The organism is Serratia symbiotica, from assembly GCF_000821185.2.
GTDB lineage: Bacteria > Pseudomonadota > Gammaproteobacteria > Enterobacterales > Enterobacteriaceae > Serratia > Serratia symbiotica.
Window position 1 is genome coordinate 909044 of record NZ_CP050855.1, and the last position, 16990, is coordinate 926033.

Annotated in this window: 10 protein-coding genes, 1 tRNA gene and 2 pseudogenes; 7 read left to right on the top strand and 6 right to left on the bottom strand. The window is 50.1% G+C overall.

Annotated features, from left to right (window positions below; all coding sequences use genetic code 11):
- Positions 1–8 precede the first annotated feature (8 nt).
- A tRNA-Lys gene (locus SYMBAF_RS04800) sits at positions 9–84 on the top strand.
- A 36-nt stretch (positions 85–120) separates the two neighbouring features.
- Here SYMBAF_RS04800 and SYMBAF_RS04805 read toward each other — a convergent pair.
- Positions 121–1078 (bottom strand): annotated as a pseudogene (locus SYMBAF_RS04805) (DDE-type integrase/transposase/recombinase).
- A gap of 22 nt (positions 1079–1100) precedes the next feature.
- Between SYMBAF_RS04805 and SYMBAF_RS04810 the strand changes: the two are divergent.
- Complete coding sequence (locus SYMBAF_RS04810; protein WP_152609172.1) at positions 1101–1493, top strand: hypothetical protein; 393 nt, start codon at positions 1101–1103, stop codon at positions 1491–1493.
- A 139-nt stretch (positions 1494–1632) separates the two neighbouring features.
- Positions 1633–2099, top strand: a pseudogene (locus tag SYMBAF_RS04815) (transposase); the annotation flags it as partial.
- 480 nt (positions 2100–2579) lie between these two features.
- On the opposite strand, the gene SYMBAF_RS04825 reads toward SYMBAF_RS04815, so the two are convergent.
- From SYMBAF_RS04825 to SYMBAF_RS04835, 3 genes are all read right to left on the bottom strand, one after another.
- On the bottom strand, positions 2580–2759 hold the full coding sequence (locus tag SYMBAF_RS04825) for a hypothetical protein (protein WP_040266422.1): 180 nt from the start codon (positions 2757–2759) through the stop codon (positions 2580–2582).
- A 507-nt stretch (positions 2760–3266) separates the two neighbouring features.
- The gene (locus SYMBAF_RS04830) at positions 3267–4742 is read right to left on the bottom strand and encodes an NAD-dependent succinate-semialdehyde dehydrogenase (RefSeq protein WP_040266415.1); all 1476 of its coding nucleotides are present in this window, start codon (positions 4740–4742) and stop codon (positions 3267–3269) included.
- Positions 4743–4964: 222 nt separating this feature from the next.
- Positions 4965–6518 carry a sensor domain-containing diguanylate cyclase gene (locus tag SYMBAF_RS04835; protein ID WP_040266414.1) on the bottom strand — a complete coding sequence of 518 codons (1554 nt, stop codon included), beginning with the start codon at positions 6516–6518 and terminating at the stop codon, positions 4965–4967.
- A 497-nt stretch (positions 6519–7015) separates the two neighbouring features.
- Here SYMBAF_RS04835 and SYMBAF_RS04840 point away from each other — a divergent pair, with 497 nt between their 5' ends.
- The 4 genes from SYMBAF_RS04840 to mgtA all read left to right on the top strand — a co-directional run bounded on the left by SYMBAF_RS04840 (position 7016) and on the right by mgtA (position 12647).
- Entirely contained in the window at positions 7016–7402 is a 387-nt protein-coding gene (locus SYMBAF_RS04840) for a YidB family protein (protein ID WP_040266408.1), read from the top strand.
- A gap of 460 nt (positions 7403–7862) precedes the next feature.
- Positions 7863–8075, top strand: a complete 213-nt coding sequence (gene cspE, locus SYMBAF_RS04845) for a transcription antiterminator/RNA stability regulator CspE (RefSeq protein WP_004946278.1) — start codon at positions 7863–7865, stop codon at positions 8073–8075.
- A gap of 970 nt (positions 8076–9045) precedes the next feature.
- Positions 9046–9744: an MgtC family protein gene (locus tag SYMBAF_RS04850; protein ID WP_040266392.1), complete on the top strand. Its 699-nt coding sequence runs from the start codon at positions 9046–9048 to the stop codon at positions 9742–9744.
- 203 nt (positions 9745–9947) lie between these two features.
- Positions 9948–12647: a magnesium-translocating P-type ATPase gene (gene mgtA / locus SYMBAF_RS04855; RefSeq protein ID WP_040266390.1), complete on the top strand. Its 2700-nt coding sequence runs from the start codon at positions 9948–9950 to the stop codon at positions 12645–12647.
- 173 nt (positions 12648–12820) lie between these two features.
- On the opposite strand, the gene SYMBAF_RS04860 is transcribed toward mgtA, so the two are convergent.
- On the bottom strand, positions 12821–15100 hold the full coding sequence (locus tag SYMBAF_RS04860) for an FdhF/YdeP family oxidoreductase (RefSeq protein WP_040266388.1): 2280 nt from the start codon (positions 15098–15100) through the stop codon (positions 12821–12823).
- A 568-nt stretch (positions 15101–15668) separates the two neighbouring features.
- The gene (locus tag SYMBAF_RS04865; RefSeq protein WP_040266386.1) at positions 15669–16634 is read right to left on the bottom strand and encodes a Dyp-type peroxidase; all 966 of its coding nucleotides are present in this window, start codon (positions 16632–16634) and stop codon (positions 15669–15671) included.
- Positions 16635–16990 lie beyond the last annotated feature (356 nt).

Below are 16990 nucleotides of genomic sequence, written 5' to 3' on the forward strand. Positions count from 1 at the left end.
AAGCCGTTGGGTCGTTAGCTCAGTTGGTAGAGCAGTTGACTCTTAATCAATTGGTCACAGGTTCGAACCCTGTACGACCCACCAACAAAAACATGTACTGGCATGTGTGATTCATAGACATCATTTCAATTTTCTCAGCTCAAGTTCAAGCTTGCAATTCTGCTCTTGTATGCGTTCGTCACCGGGCTGATAGTCTGCGTGAACGGCATCGGAGTAAGGTGTTTGCTCAGCAAGCTCGAAGTAGCGCTCCATCGTAGTTTTACCATTGAGAGCGCTATGAGGAGGCTCCCAGTTATAGTCATGCTGCCACATTCAGCCAGTAGCTCCTTCTGGTCGTTAGCTTAGCGGTCTACAGTAGCGTAAAATTCAGCTTTGTCTGTTTTCTAAGAACGTTCAACTTTGTCATTAAGATGAGGTGAAGTTGGCTTATTTGGACGCAGCTTGATGCCGTATTCTTTCAATCTCTCCTGCACCTTTACGGCAAAAAATTCTCTTCCCCGATCAGTCTGAAATCGCTGAATTGGAAAAGGCATTTCTTCAATAACACAATCAATAAAATCCAGTGTATTTGCAGCTGTGCGGCGAGAGTAAAGCCTCAGGATCCTGCAATGAGTGCAATTATCAACAGATGTGTACTGATATAAACCGGGATCCATCTTACATGTGTCCATCTGGACGCGGTTGCGGGAACAGGGAGTGCGTAGCGAATGAAATCAGCTTACGCAGAAATTTAACAACTGGCTTAACCTGATTCTGGCAAAGAACCTTGTGGATCGTAGCCATCGCCAGAGAGATGGAATGAAGCCGCTTTAACTCGCTCTGAATGCGTTTTGCCCCCATATTTCGCAGGGAGCATAGCTCCAGAATCAGGGCTATCTCAACAGGAGCAGTTTTAGTTGTTGGAGAGTTTTTAGGACGACGACTGTGGCTTTCCAGTCCTGCCCTGTGCCAGATACCTGCGCCACCATTTACGCAATGTGGGGCGGGAAATGCCGCAGCGACGGCATACAAGTCCCGCATCACCAGATGTTTCATAAAGTTTAACCCACTGTAGCCGCTGCTGAATTTCCTTGTTCATGGTGAGTCGTTATAGTGAAACGATGTCTATGAATCACACACGCTTTTATCTGTTGGAAAAGTTGCAGTGCGGCGATCGTAGCCAATACAATGTCCCTTTATGCTTTGAAATCCCGAGCCAATTCCTGCGGTCGGCGTTCTCGGTCGCTTTGCGACGCATTCTGGCCGCGTTGCCGCAGTGCGCAAATAGCCTGGCATGGAAGGCGCAAAAGTTGGTCTTGACGGAAAAACGTCAGGCTTGTTTGCTCGAGGAAGAGCGGCATATTGATAAAACGCAGGAGCCGGATAACGCATTCAATGCGCTGTTTGGTCGTCGTTTTGCGTTGGAAAGAGGCGAGGTGTGCGCATTAAGTTACGTCACCTATTATAAAGAAAAGCACTACTTAATTTTGAATATGGCCGCATCTCTTTATTGATGGCAGCGGCATGCACAATCTGCTGTTGGCGCTAAACGAAACGCCTGAAGCGTCGGCATTGGCACTGTAGTAGCCCCCGTTTAAACCGGACACTTCATCAATAAGACATAGGCATAGACCTATGTTTAAGGAGTGTCTTGTGCATGGAATCGAAGTGCTCACTGGCGAGCAGAAGCGACGCCGTTATACTGCCGAAGGGAAGAGCCGTTTTGTTGCGCTGTCCATGCAGCCCGGCTGTTCCGTTTCTCTGGTTGCCCAGCAATATGGCATTACCCCCAGTCTGCTTTTTAAAGGGAAACGACTTATGAATGATGCTGGTCAATTTGCGATCGCCGCTGGCGATAAAGTTGTCAGTGTCTCTGAAGTTAAGGCCCTGGAGAAAAAGGTAAAACAGCGTGAACAGATGCTGGGCCGCAAAACCATGGAAGCCGAAATCCTTCGCGATGCGCTGGAGATAGCGCAGTCAAAAAAGTTGATATCGCGTATGCCATTGCTGCCCCCTGACGATATCCGCTCATCCGAATAACGCAGGCACTGAAGGTGTCACGGTTCAACCTTTATGAACGCCTGAGTGGGCTGCGACAGCCACGCACTGTGCATTACAGGGCGATAAATCGGGTACTGGCGGTTCAGATGGCACTCTTCAAATACCATGCTGGCGTTCAGGCTATCGACTTCCAGCTACAGGTAGTACCAGGGATCTCATTAGTTGGCGCAGTAGAGGGGGACTTCCTCAGCGGTGTTTATCACATAATAAAATAAACGGTGCCGATGCAGGGGGAGGTGAAGCGGCGTCCTTTGTCGCTATAAAAAAGGCATATTCTTCCATATTTAGTCAGCCACTGTATGGTAATTTCAAACTGTGGAAAATAGTAACAGTGGAGAAAATACATCACCACGCAGTTTCACGTTAACTTTTCCACCTTGGTCTATCTTTGAAGCTTTTGTCCGGCTATAGGTCTATCTTACACGGTGGGTCTGATGTCAGTCATATACGATTTCAGCATCACCTTTTTGATCCTAGGCTGCAATGAGCTGTTTTTACGCTGATCTTAGCTTTGACTCTGAGTGGTAAGGAAGGGGTATTCAATGCAGTAGTGTCATGATGCTGAAAAACAGCAATGTCAGCATGATGAGGGTGGCGTTTTGTACCGTTTTGCGCACCAGCTTGCTGGTGCGCAGGCGGCTGTCAATCACACGCAGCACCGGTATCATCAGCAGTATGTAAACAAATATCAGCATAGCGGTCAGCGGTTGTTGGATCATCCGGGCTACTCTTTTTTGGCATTGTTATGGCCTATCAAGTATATCAGCATGGGGGATGTAGCGTGGTCGATCCCGAGAAACGCTAGTGTAGATGGCATGGTCTCGATAACCGCTAAAGGCCTCCGGTAGGTTATTACTGCTGCCTGTAGAATTTTCTTTTTATGTCTGTGGGTATGATCGACCATGTGCCTCCGAATAAGGCCGCCCGAAGGTGGACACTGCCTAGCGTGTAGAATGATTGTTAACTACTGCTGGTACCAATGCAGATATAATATTTCAAATGATAATCAATATCAACCAGGGAAAAGAGTACGCCAGGTGGCGTGCTTTAGAGGGGCAATCCCAATTATTTCCTTCCCAAAACGATCATCCTGCTGGCATGGGCACTGTGGCCTTAAATATAAAAAATGGTCAGGTTCAATTTTCAATTGAATGGACGACCTATATGGTAGCAAAACCATAGCATCCCCAAAAGTGGTACCCCGCGTGTCTGCGGGGTCACCAGCATCAGGTGCTCAGGCCGCCGAGGCACAGATACTTAATCTCAAGGTAGTCCTCAATGCCATACTTAGAGCCTTCCCGGCCCAGACCTGAATGCTTGATACCGCCGAACGGGGCTACCTCCGTGGATATCAACCCCGCATTGATGCCGACGATGCCGTACTCCAGTGCTTCAGCCACGCGCATTACCCGCCCAATATCGCGGCTATAGAAGTAAGACGCCAGGCCAAACGGCGTATCGTTGGCTAATTCGATGGCTTCGGCTTCGCTGCTAAATCGGATCAAAGGTGCCACCGGGCCAAAAGTTTCTTCGCGGAAGATTTTGGCTTCGCGCGGCACATTGGTCAAAATGGTGGGGGTATAGAAATAATGACCCAGCGTGTGGGGCTGACCGCCCAGCAGTACCGAAGCACCATGTGCAACGGCATCGGCGATATGTTCGCTGACTTTATCCACTGCCGCTTGGTTAATCAGCGGGCCGATGCTCACACCATCGTCCAGGCCATTACCGACTTTTAGTTTTTCCACGGCGTTTTTTAGCTTGGTGGCGAATGCATCGTACACATGTTCCTGAACTAGAAAACGGTTGGTGCAGACGCAGGTTTGGCTAGCATTACGGTATTTTGCCGCTATTGCGCCGGTCACCGCTGCGTCCAGATCGGCATCATCGAATACAATAAACGGCGCATTGCCGCCCAGTTCCATACTGGTTTTTTTGATGGTTGGTGCACACTGCGCCAGCAACTGCGCGCCGACTTCAGTACTGCCGGTGAAGGAAAATTTGCGTACGTCCGGGTTGGCAGTCAGTTCACCGCCGATGGCTTTGCTGGAACCGGTGATCACATTGCACACCCCGGCTGGTAACCCGGCGCGCTCCGCCAGCACGGCGATCGCTAACGCTGAGAATGGCGTCTGGCTCGCGGGGCGGATCACGCCAGTGCAGCCTGCTGCCCAGCCGGGGCCAGCTTTACGGGTAATCATCGCCGCCGGGAAGTTCCATGGGGTGATGGCGGCGAACACGCCAATCGGTTCCTTTTGCACGATAATGCGTTGTCCCGGCTGGTCTTGCGCAATGGTGTCGCCATACACCCGCTTGCCTTCTTCGGCGAACCATTCGATAAAGGATGCTGCATAGGCTATTTCGCTACGGCTTTCAGCCAGCGGTTTACCCTGTTCAGCGGTCATGATGCGCGCCAAATCGTCCAGGTTTTCCATCATCAGTTCAAACAGGCGGCGCAGCTTGCTGGCGCGCTCTTTGGCTGTCAAGGCTCGCCAGGCAGGTTGCGCTTTTTTAGCGGCGGCGATCGCCCGTATGGTTTCTTTGGCACCGAAATTGGGCACTTGGCCGATTTGTTCGCCGGTGGCAGGGTTGTGGATCTCGATCGACTGGCCGTTTTTGATGGATAACCATTGCCCATTGATGTAGTTTGCCTCGCGGAACAGTGCAGCATCCTTGAGAGTTGCGGAGAAGTGAGTGCTCATTGGTATCTTCCTTTGCAGCATGGTCTATCCCATACGACGACTTTTACCCTGATAAATTTTCCACCGCGTTGGGGGGATAAGCAACCAGTTTGCTGCATACGCCAAGCGAAGTAGCACGCAACGATTGCCCCTACAGGCGCTTATTTTACTCACATATAATCATTTAACTCTCAACAATATAGATGCGTTAATTATTTGGTTGAAAACAGGCAGGTGATGATATTAACTGCTGTAGATGCCGTTCTTACCTTGTCTCTTTGCTTGATATAGTGCGTGATCTGCCAGATCGATAAAGCTAATTGGCGTATCGTTATACCTATGCGGCACTTTGGCATAGATGCCGATGCTTATGGTGACAATGCCGTGCGGATTGCCCTGATGCGGGATCTTTAGTTTGCGTACCGCGTCGATGATACGTTCGGCAAAAAACAGCGCGCCCTGAGCATCGGTATCTGGCAGGATAATGCCCATCTCTTCACCACCATAACGCGCCATGATGTCGTTGCTGCGGCGGGCTAACCCTTTCAGCGTCTGCCCAATTTGTTGCAGGCACTGGTCGCCAGCGACATGGCCATAGATATCGTTGTATTGTTTGAAATAGTCCATATCTAGCATCAACAATGCTACGCTACGGTAATTGCGTGCAGCCCGCGTCAGCTCATTTTTCAGCGCAATATCGAATTGTCGGCGGTTTGCCAGGCCGGTAAGGCTATCTATCAGCGCCAGTTCCTCCAGCATCTGGTTAATGGTGGTCAACTGGTCGCGGGTACGCATTAGCTCGGCTTCAGTTTGCACACTGTGTTTGATCTGCCGCAGCAATACCAGCCCCATCACCAGCAGAATGACCAGCAGTGAGAAACCGCCCATGGCAAACATGTAGGCATCGTTGCGCCAGTCAGCTAGCACGTCCCGTTTTGACAACCCGGCGGTGATCACCAGCGGATAGCGCTTTACCCGTGAATAGCCGTAAATTCGTTCCACCTTGTCATACGGCGAGGAGATGGTGGCGTTCCCAAATTCTGAGTGCGGCAGAATTTCGCGGAACAATATGGTCTGAGAAATATTTTTGCCAATTGAGGTCAGAGCGTAGGGGCGTCGGTAAAGAATGGTGCCGTCCGCCATCAGCAGGTTCATTGAGGCGTCAGTGTTAAGTGCAAAGCTGTCGTAAAACTGGTGGAAATAATCAAGGTACAGTGCCGCCATTATTACGCCAGCGAAGCTACCGTCTGGATTATTGAAGCGGCGCGAAATCGGAATGATCAAATCGCCAGTGGAGCGGCTGCGGATCACTTTGCTAATGTATAGGGTGTTTGCATCGTAGTTCTGATGATATTTAAAATACTCGCGATCAGCATTATTGGCATTTTTGAGGACATTGTCTGATGACGTGATTAGCCAGTGGCCTTGCGAGTCAAAGATAAATATCCCTTGCAACTGCGGGAGTTCGTCGACCTGAGTCTGCATGACTCGCTGGAGCCGCAGCAGTTGTTGATGACTCTGCCCGTCGGTTTGGAGGCGTTCGGCTAGGTCGAGCAAGTTGTCGTCGATCTGCATAAAGGTGTCGTCAGCATGCTGAGCCAGCGAGCGAGCGAGGTTGGCTGATTCATGTTCGGCGTTGCTCAGATTGCGTTGACGGGCGTTCCAGATTTGCCAGCCATTAAACAGAATCAACGTGGCGGCAACGATGATAATAAACACACCAGCTTGAAATAATAACGGGGAGCTTTTAACGTTGAGCGGCTGCTCGGCATTTTGTGTCGGTTGCTGTTGAGTCATGTCACCCTTGTTGTTATGTAATTAATCTTCGAACCAAGTTAAGAGCAATCTTCCCTCTTAGTCATTAATACCGCTGCTCACTCCCCTCACAATGGAAAAAGGTGTGGTGAATGTAGAATACGAACCAAAATCGGGGTGCCCTATGCTGGATTGCGAGACGCATTAAATGTCAGATTAGAGCACTCAAAAGGGTGGCGTATTAAACATCCTGTGTTTTTCCAAGAATCGTTTAACTATAGTCTATGGAAACGGGCAGGTTGCTGATTTTTTTACTATAGTATTAGGGTGATGATTTTCAGGTAATGTTAATTAAGATCTTAAAATTTCAGTGAGCAATGATGTTGAGCAAATGACCTTGGGTGGTGGTTGTCGGTACCCAGGTGGTACTTTTTTCAACAGAAAGATCAGCGGTTAGGCTACCCTTGCGCAATTTGGCCGCCGTGGTGTTTTTTTCGTCAAATTAACTTGGCCGTCGCACGGCCTGAAAGGGGATGACTATGGGTCTGTTAAATAGCGTATTGGGTAACATTCTGGGGGGTGCCAGCAGCAAGGGCATCGATTATGCCGCCATTATGCAATGGGTTGAGCAACAGGGTGGCCTACAGGCGATTTTGGACAAATTCCGTCACGGGCAATTCGGTGATGTAGTGGGGTCATGGCTCAGCAACGGCAAAAACCAGCAGATTTCCGGCGACCATGTGCAGCAAGTGCTGGGCAGCGACGCTATCAATCAATTGGCCGAAAAACTGGGGGTCGATCCGGCTCAGGCATGCAGCACCATCGCAAAGTTTCTGCCTACGGTGGCTAACGCCGCATCACCCAACGGTGAAGTGCAGCAGGATGGTAACATACTGGGGGATATGGTCAGCAAGTTATTCAAGTAAAAGTTAAATTGTGTTCCACCCCTTACACCTTGATTACCTGCTTTTGAGGTCACAATACTACCGTGTTTAGTGACGGAATCCTAGGTTGTGTCCCGTAATTGATCGCCAGCGGCTCATATGCTATTGCGGGACATAAGCCTAACTCCCTTTCCCCGTTGCGCTGGCAGAGGGGGATGATGAAAAGGCAACCGACAGGGCACAAATCCTGCGCGTTTTGTGTCCCTTTGCAGCGTACTATGATAAAAAGAGTTGCTATTAAAGCCCGGTCATGAGTTAATAAACCCGGCCTGTGGTACAGACCTATTTATGCACGACATTTTGAGTAAAGTAGTTCAAATTTAAAGCGTTATCCTCTAGATAGCTCTTATCTGACGAATTTCCTTTCTAGTGCCTCCATAAGTAACTGATGCCGGCTATAACATGCCCATGGTGGCTACATTTATTATCGAAGGAAATTAGCATGTCTAACATGATCAAAGGTCAAGTGAAGTGGTTCAACGAGTCTAAAGGTTTTGGTTTTATCACTCCAGCAGACGGCAGCAAAGATGTATTCGTACACTTTTCTGCAATTCAGGATCAAGGCTTCAAGACCCTAGCAGAAGGCCAAAACGTACAGTTCTCTATTGAGAACGGTGCGAAAGGCCCATCAGCGGCTAACGTTACCGCTATCTAATCAGCCCTACTGATTAAAAAGCCATCTAGGCATTGATGGTTTCTCCAACTAAATCAATGCCAACAAACTAGAATGCTATCTCAGCTTGTGGGTGGTCAAGTACAGCATTTTGTTTCGTTTACTTTAAAATTAGTGGGGAGTGTCGCTAGACATTCTCCGCTAACTTCAGACATGAGATAACCTGCCCCAATTCTAGGCTCTTAGCCTGATACCCCAGAGATTTCCGTTACCCATTCAATGATTACTCTGTTTGTTAAAAACATTGCCTTAGAAATTGACCTGGTTAATATTACTGCGTGATTAATGGGTTTTCTGAACAACTCACACCTTTGATGAAATATCTGTTTGGCGAGCAGGATGGATTACCGCTACGACCAGTGAAAATGCCAGCCGTAATCAGCTCTGCGCCAAACTGCGAGGGGTCAGCAGTGCGTGAGTGATTGCTCAAATTCCCTGGTTATCCGTTGACTAACGTCGTGCTGTGCGGGTGGGAAAGGGCGATATGGCTCAAAAGTTTGTTCATCGGGAACTATTATTACATGAGGAAGAGTATCTAGTGACCCATCTCGGTTTAATCCATATTTAATAAATTGACCTTTACATCACAACTCCTCGTCACTATACTCAGCTAAAATTTCAGTGGAGGAACACAATTGGACAGTTTTAGTTGTAACGAAATAGATATACACAAGGCAAGCTGACCAATCCTTTTCTGATTTGTTGCTTGCCGAAATCGGTGGGCAGCACCTCTCTCTTTTTATTCCGAGCTGTGCATACCCAAATATCTCTACGTTATCTGATCCCTAATAGTTTCAGGAAAATTGAGTTGGACGTTGTTATGGTAATTTGCAGCCACAGCCTTTTCCCTCCAGGCACTAACATGCTTATTCGCTGATTTAATTTCAGCGCGATTTTTTGTGTGCTAAACAGCACATGATTTTATCTCTTATAGTTAATTAAGGGGAAAGTCATGGCTATGACTCCTTTTATTTTAAATTTATTACTGGCGATGTGCCTGGGTGCGGTTATTGGTGCTGAACGGCAATGGCGTCAGCGTATGGCTGGCCTGCGTACTAATGCCTTGGTGGCGACCGGGGCGGCGTTATTCATTCTCAGTTCCATGACTACCGATCCTTCCAGCCCCGGGCGGGTGGCCGCCCAGATTGTCTCAGGCATCGGCTTCCTTGGCGCTGGGGTGATTATGCGTGAAGGGCTGAATATTCGTGGCTTGAATACAGCTGCAACGCTATGGTGTTCTGCGGCTATTGGTGTGCTGTGCGGCTTGGGGCAGTACTGGGATGCACTAATCGCGACGCTGGTGATCCTGTGCGCCAATATTCTGTTGCGCGAGGCAGCACAGCGCATCAACTTGCAGCCGCAGCAGCAGGCGACCGATTTGGAACTGTGTTACCGCATTCAGGTTACCTGCGGCGAGCAGGATGAAATACTGGTGCGTACCCTGATATTGCAGGCATTGAACGGTGTGGCACTGCGGTTGCAATCCTTGCGTAGTGCGGATATCGAAAGCCCCGGTCAATTGGAAGTCTGTGCAGAAATAAATGCCATACCGACCGCGCAAAAAGAAATTGAAGGCATTGTTTGTCGCATCAGCCTGGAAAAAAGTGTGAGCGCCGTACGTTGGCGGATTACATCTGAATTACCGGTCTGATTAATTATCTAAATTTTTATTAATATAATTATATATTTTATTAACTTCAAGTTAAGGAGGCATTATGGATGATGGCCCCAGAAAGCATGATTTCTGCATGGTAGATATTTAGCTACGCTAATTAAATAATTCCATTCCGCACATACTTACCTGTTGATCGGGCAAACATCCCTGTGTGCAGAATCAAATAAGAGAATTGAGTTATGACTCAAATTAATCAAAAAGTACACCGCCGTGATAAGAGCACTGATCCTTACGCTATCGCGGAAGAGGCGAAAAACAGCATCGCCCAGACGCTGGCTAATTTAAAATGTAACCGCAATGGTTTAACTCAGGATGATGCTGAGGAACGGTTGCAACAATGCGGTGCCAATCAGGTTGCCCATGATAAGGCACCGCATGCGCTGATCCAGCTCTTCAACGCGTTTAACAACCCATTTATTTTCGTACTGATGACGTTGGCGGCGATCAGTTTCTTTACCGACTATTGGCTGCCAGCTCAGCACGGTGAAGAAACTGAACTTACCGGGGTCATCATTATCTTGATTATGGTGTCGCTAAGTGGCTTGTTGCGTTTTTGGCAGGAGTACCGCACCAACAAGGCGGCAGAAGCATTAAAATCCATGGTGCGTACTACCGCAACGGTGCTCCGCCGCCGCAGCTTTAATGCACATCCATTGTTGCTGGAAGTGCCTATCAGTGAACTGGTTCCCGGAGATATTATTCAGTTCTCTGCCGGCGACATGGTGCCAGCCGATGTGCGCCTGCTCGCCTCACGCGATCTGTTTATCAGCCAGGCGATCCTGACTGGTGAGGCGATCCCCATAGAGAAATACGATGCGATGAGCTGCGTCGCTCAAAAGTCGAGTGAGGATGATGTTTCCAGCGAGAATGAACTGCTGGAACTGTCGAATATCTGCTTGATGGGCACCAATGTTGCCAGCGGTACCGCCACGGCGGTGGTAGTGGCTACAGGTGGCCGCACCTATTTCGGTTCGCTGGCCAAATCGATCGTCGGCACACGGGCGCAAACAGCATTCGATCGCGGGGTGAACAGCGTCAGTTGGCTATTGATCCGCTTTATGTTGGTCATGGTGCCAGTAGTGCTGTTGATCAACGGTTTCACCAAAGGTGACTGGAGCGAGGCGGCGCTGTTTGCTCTTGCCGTTGCCGTTGGCCTGACGCCGGAAATGTTGCCAATGATCGTCAGCTCCAACCTGGCGAAGGGCGCGATTGCCATGTCGCGGCGTAAAGTGGTGGTCAAGCGGCTGAACGCCATTCAGAATTTCGGTGCCATGGACGTGCTCTGTACCGATAAAACCGGCACTTTGACCCAGGATCGCATCATTCTCGAACATCATATTAACATCAGCGGTGTCACGGATAATGAGGTGCTGTATTTGGCTTGGCTTAACAGCTTCCATCAGAGCGGCATGAAGAACCTGATGGATCAAGCGGTGATCCGCTTCGGGCGTGGCAAACCCGGTATTGAGACGCTGGGGCGTTACAGCAAGATAGACGAACTACCGTTCGATTTTGTGCGCCGCCGTTTGTCAATTGTAGTAGCGGATGAAAACCGCCAGCAGTGGCTGATTTGTAAGGGGGCGGTCGAAGAGATGCTGGGAATCGCCACCTATGTGCGGGAAGGGCAACAAACACTGGTGCTGGATGATGCGCGACGTGCGGCGCTGCTGGCGCTGGCGCGTCAGTATAATGAGGATGGGTTCCGCGTGTTGCTGTTGGCTAGCAGGAAACTGAGCGATCAGCAACAGGTTGCGCCGCTGAGCGTGGCTGACGAGCGCGATATGGTGATCCAGGGGCTGTTGACCTTCCTCGACCCGCCGAAAGAGAGTGCGCAGCAGGCGATCGCCGCGCTGCAAGAAAACGGCGTAACGGTGAAAGTGCTGACTGGTGACAACCCGGTTATTACCTGCAAAATTTGCCGTGATGTTGGGCTGGAACCGGGTGAACCGCTTTCCGGCCTACAAATTGAGCGGATGGGCGATGAAGAGTTGGCGAGTGAAGTGGAGCAGCGCACGGTATTTACCAAGCTGACGCCACTACAAAAATCGCGGGTGCTGAAAATGTTGCAGGCCAATGGTCATACTGTTGGGTTCCTTGGTGATGGCATCAATGATGCGCCAGCGCTGCGTGATGCCGATGTTGGCATTTCGGTGGACACCGGCACCGACATCGCCAAGGAGTCGGCGGATATCATTTTGCTGGAAAAGAACCTGATGGTGTTGGAAGAAGGGGTGATCAAAGGGCGTGAGACCTTCGGTAATATCATCAAATATCTGAACATGACTGCCAGCTCCAACTTCGGCAACGTGTTCTCGGTGCTGGTAGCCAGTGCATTCATTCCGTTTCTGCCGATGATGGCGATCCATCTGTTGATCCAAAACTTGATGTACGATTTTTCCCAGCTTTCGCTGCCCTGGGACAAAATGGATAAGGAGTTCCTGCGTAAGCCGCGCAAGTGGGATTCGAAGAACATTGGCCGCTTTATGCTGTGGATCGGCCCTACATCTTCGATCTTCGATATTACTACCTACGCGTTAATGTGGTATGTCTTCGCCGCCAACAGCGCGGAGCACCAAGCGCTGTTCCAGTCTGGTTGGTTTATTGAAGGGTTGCTGTCGCAAACGTTGGTGGTGCATATGCTGCGCACCCAGAAGATCCCATTCATCCAAAGCACGGCGGCATTGCCGGTGTTGTTGACCACCGGGCTGGTGATGGCGCTGGGCATCTACATTCCGTTCTCACCACTCGGTGCTTTGGTTGGGCTACAGCCGCTACCATGGGAATATTTCCCATGGCTGGTTGCCACGTTGATTAGCTACTGCGCGGTGGCGCAGATGATGAAGCGCTTCTATATCCGCCGCTTCGGCGAGTGGTTGTAACCACATAGCTGCTGCCGGGTGCTGCTATGCCCGGTGGCTATAATAGCTTTTGACCCGCAGGCTACAACCTGCCATCAGCCCAGTGAGATTATTGTTCTTACCATCAACCTATGGCGGTTCTCTTTCAGTGCCGCTAGAGAACTTTGGTGAGAGCCGCAATGCTGCAAGTAAAATCAGCTCCCTGCTGAAAGTGTGACGCGAACTGGCACCGATTTATACGATGGCGTCCCGCTTTCTACATCAATATAATCCAGCGGCACTAACACATTGGCCTCTGGATAATAAGCGCCGACTGAGCCAGGAGCGATGTTGTAGGCAATAACTGTGATGTTCTGCAAGCGCAGTGTGCTGCCAGCGACTACCGTTTCAATATCCACCTGGTCGCCATGTTCCAGCCCGCGTGCATCGAGATCAGTATCGCTCATAAACAGAATATCGCGTCGCCCAAACACGCCTCGGTAGCGGTCATCCAGCGCATAGATAGTGGTGTTGTACTGGTCGTGGCTGCGTAGAGTCATCAGGCGCAATATGTCGTCTTCCTGTGCTTGTGTGTCTTCATGCACCCCACTGAACACCGAGAACATGGCTTTACCTGTTGGCGTTGGCCACTGGCGTTTGGTCGGCGGCAGCGGCATGCGGAATCCGCCTGGTACAGCGATGCGTGCATTGTAGTTATCAAAGCCTGGAATGGTTTTTTCAATCAGATCACGAATGATGCTGTAGTCCGCTATCAGCTCCAGCCATGGCACTTTACTGTCCGGCATCACAGCTTGGGCCATACCAGCCACGATGGCGGGTTCTGAGCGCAGAAACTCGGAGGCGGGCTTCAGCTTACCTGATGAGGCATGCACCATCGACATCGAATCTTCGACCGTTATCGATTGGCGACCACTGGCCTGGATATCTAGCTCGGTTCGGCCCAGACAAGGCAGGATAAAGGTCTCTTCGGCCACCAACAAATGGGTGCGATTAAGCTTAGTGCCAAGATGGACGCTCAACGCTAACTTTTGCATGGCGGGGAAACATTGCTCTGGATCTGGTAGCGCCACTGCAAAGTTGCCACCCAGGCAGATCAACGCTTTGGAAGTCCCCTGCACCATCGAACGCATGGCGTTAACTGCATCATGGCCGTGTTTTTTCGGCGCGGTGAAGCCGAACACCTCCTCCAGTTTTTTCAGAAAGTTTTCTGACGGTTTCTCGGTAATGCCGACAGTACGGTTACCCTGAACGTTGGAATGGCCGCGTAGCGGGCAAATCCCCGCACCTGGCTTGCCGATGTTGCCGCACATCAGCAGCAGATCGGCGATCAGGCGCACGTTGGCGGTGCCTTTATTATGCTGGGTGATGCCCATGCCATAGGTGATAATGGTGGCCTTGGATTTTGCGTAGGCAATGGCCACCTGTTCTATCTCGGCCTGCGTCAGCCCACACTCTTTCTCGATCACTTCCCACGGGATAGCGGCCAAATCAGCGGCAAGTCGCTCAAAACCTTGCGTGTGTGCGGCGATAAAGTCGTGATCCACCACGTTACCTTGCTCTGCATCCATCACCAGCAGTGTTTTCATGATGCCCTTCAGCGCAGCGGCGTCACCGCCAGACTTAACCTGGAAGTAGCTCGAAGCAATGTGAGTCGCGCTATAGGTCGCCATTTCGATGACGTTCTGCGGATCGGTAAAGCGTTCGAGGGCGCGCTCGCGCAGCGGGTTGAGTACAATGATCGGCACCTTGCGCCGCGCCAATTCGTGCAGGGTACCCATCATGCGTGGGTGGTTAGTTCCTGGGTTGTGCCCAATAGAAATGATGAGCTCCGCATGGTCGAAATCTTCCAACGAAACGGTGCCTTTGCCGATGCCGATCGACTGCGGCAACCCCACACTGGTGGGTTCGTGACACATGTTGGAGCAATCCGGGAAGTTGTTGGTGCCATATTCACGGGCAAACAGTTGGAACAGGTAGGCGGCTTCGTTGGAGGCACGGCCTGAAGTGTAGAATTCCACTTGATCTGGTGATTGCATGCCGCGCAAGATCTCGCCGATGCGCTCGAATGCTTCGTCCCATTCGACCGGGCGCAGGGTGTCGCTGTCGCGGTCATAGGCCAAAGGATGGGTCAGTCTGCCGTAGCCTTCCAACTCATAATCGGTTTTTTGTAATAGCGAGGTTACGGTGTTTTGCGCCAGAAACTCCGGCGTCACGCGTTTGCTGGTCGCCTCCCAGGTCACTGCTTTGGCACCGTTCTCGCAGAATTGAAATGTCGAGTGATGTTCTTTGTCTGGCCAGGCACAGCCGGGGCAGTCAAAGCCATCTGGTTGGTTAGTGCGAAGCAGGGTGATTGGGGCTTCAACGGTGTCCATTTGCGTGCGTACGGCGATAGCCGTCGCCTTAAGTGCTCCCCAGCCGCCGGCAGGTGCGTTATAGGAATGTATTCCGGGAACTGCGCGTCTTTTCTTGATCATATGAACTCCTGAAATATCTGGTTTTTATGCGATATTTTGCATGATGGTGGTGGGTCTTGACGCTGTATACACCTGGCAAATCTCACAAATAGGCATAACAAACTAAAAGCCTGCCTACATTGTTGCAGCCCGTTTGGACACCGACAGCGCGCAACAACCGGCGCGTACACGCAGTACGTGAGGAGGGTGAGTACTACCCAAGGCCAAAATAGCAAATAAAACAGCCTAATGGGATAGGTTTTAACTCTATCAGGTTAATTTACCCTAATCAGCCGTATCGCGTTTTATTGAACGATTACTCCCATTAAGAGCCACTCAATTAACCTCAATGGGTTAAAAAACCATTGACATAAATTTATTATTTATCACAAGTTAAAAGGATAGTTTAGAACAAAAATGGAGTAATGATTTTTATATGAACGGAGGCATTTTTTTAACAAGGGGATAAATAATAGATAGGAGATCTGACAACGTGCGTTATCAGATAATCAAAGTCATTGGAATGGCACCCAGGATAAATCTGAATTTATCCTGGGTGCCATTGGCTTAGTGTGTAGATTAATGCACTTCACGTGCTGCCGGATGCAGTGGTGCGATCGGCTAATGCTTCTAGCAAAGGAACTGACGGCGTGAAGAACAGGCTACCGGTGACCGCGTGGCTGAAATCGAGCAGGCGATCATAATTGCCGGCTGGTCGGCCAATGAACATGTTTTCCAACATCTGTTCGATAGGCTGGGGTGAGCGCGCGTAGCCGATAAAGTAGGTGCCGAACTCGCGCATACCGGGTTTACCGAATGGCATGTTATCGCGCAGGATCTTCACCTCATTGCCTTGCTCATCGGTTAGGGTAGTCAGCGAACTGTGGGAGTATGAAGGCTTGACGTCCGCATCTAATTCGATATTGGACTGCTTGTGACGGCCGATGATGTTCTCTTGTGTTTCCACGGTCAGCGCATTCCAGCCTTTCATATCATGCAGATATTTTTGCACCAGCACATAGCTGCCACCGCTGAACGGCGCGTCTTCCTGGCCGATAACCGTATAGTCGAACGCCTCATGCCCTTCGGGGTTTTCGGTGCCATCCACGAAGCCAATCATGGCGCGTTGGTCGAAGTAGCGAAAGCCATGCACTTCATCGACCACTGTGACGGCATCGCCGAGTTTTTTCAGCAACTGGGCCGCCAGCTCAAAACACAGATCCATTTCATCCGCGCGGATGTGCAACAGAATGTCGCCAGGTGTGGAGACAGCGAGGCGATCGCCGGTGCCGATGGCGCTGAAAGGGTGCAACTGAGCAGGACGAGGCGCGCCGAACAGCCGATCCCAGGCGGCGGAACCAAACCCACACACGCACGACAATTGGCCTGCGAGCGATCTTTTTCCCACCGATCGAACGACGGCAGCGACATCGCCGCACCAGGCTCGCACGGTGTCGAGGTGTTCGGGAATGGGCGACAGAATAGCGACAATGAATATCGCGTGACGCGTCACTGGACTAAAGACGGCTTGCGGTTGGTTGGTATTGGCATTCATTGAGTCCGATTCCGGTATTTGAGATTGAAAAGCTTTAAAGAAGCATCTTAAAAGCAACAATAAAATGGTGTTAAAATTATCAGTCTATATAATATGTAGCTATATATTTTACTTTACCCCACCAGTATAGACGCATTCGAACCATAATAGGATACCCGATCTTAATAAATACGTTTGATTTTTTATTAATCATGAGTGAGGCATATTTTCTTAAAGAAAAGGCCATGATGAAATTCAAATAAAAAATAAAGCCTTATTCGGCTGCTGTGGCTGGTTGAAACCTTCGGGTGACCATAATACGATTAGTTTCTGACAGTAAATAAGAACGGCAACGCTGCCATACCATTGGATGCTGA

Coding starts and splice junctions, on each gene's coding strand:
- SYMBAF_RS04810 (WP_152609172.1), top strand. CDS start 1,101: ATGTCTATGAATCACACACGCTTTTATCTGTTGGAAAAGTTGCAGTGC.
- SYMBAF_RS04825 (WP_040266422.1), bottom strand. CDS start 2,759: ATGATCCAACAACCGCTGACCGCTATGCTGATATTTGTTTACATACTG.
- SYMBAF_RS04830 (WP_040266415.1), bottom strand. CDS start 4,742: ATGAGCACTCACTTCTCCGCAACTCTCAAGGATGCTGCACTGTTCCGC.
- SYMBAF_RS04835 (WP_040266414.1), bottom strand. CDS start 6,518: ATGACTCAACAGCAACCGACACAAAATGCCGAGCAGCCGCTCAACGTT.
- SYMBAF_RS04840 (WP_040266408.1), top strand. CDS start 7,016: ATGGGTCTGTTAAATAGCGTATTGGGTAACATTCTGGGGGGTGCCAGC.
- cspE (WP_004946278.1), top strand. CDS start 7,863: ATGTCTAACATGATCAAAGGTCAAGTGAAGTGGTTCAACGAGTCTAAA.
- SYMBAF_RS04850 (WP_040266392.1), top strand. CDS start 9,046: ATGGCTATGACTCCTTTTATTTTAAATTTATTACTGGCGATGTGCCTG.
- mgtA (WP_040266390.1), top strand. CDS start 9,948: ATGACTCAAATTAATCAAAAAGTACACCGCCGTGATAAGAGCACTGAT.
- SYMBAF_RS04860 (WP_040266388.1), bottom strand. CDS start 15,100: ATGATCAAGAAAAGACGCGCAGTTCCCGGAATACATTCCTATAACGCA.
- SYMBAF_RS04865 (WP_040266386.1), bottom strand. CDS start 16,634: ATGAATGCCAATACCAACCAACCGCAAGCCGTCTTTAGTCCAGTGACG.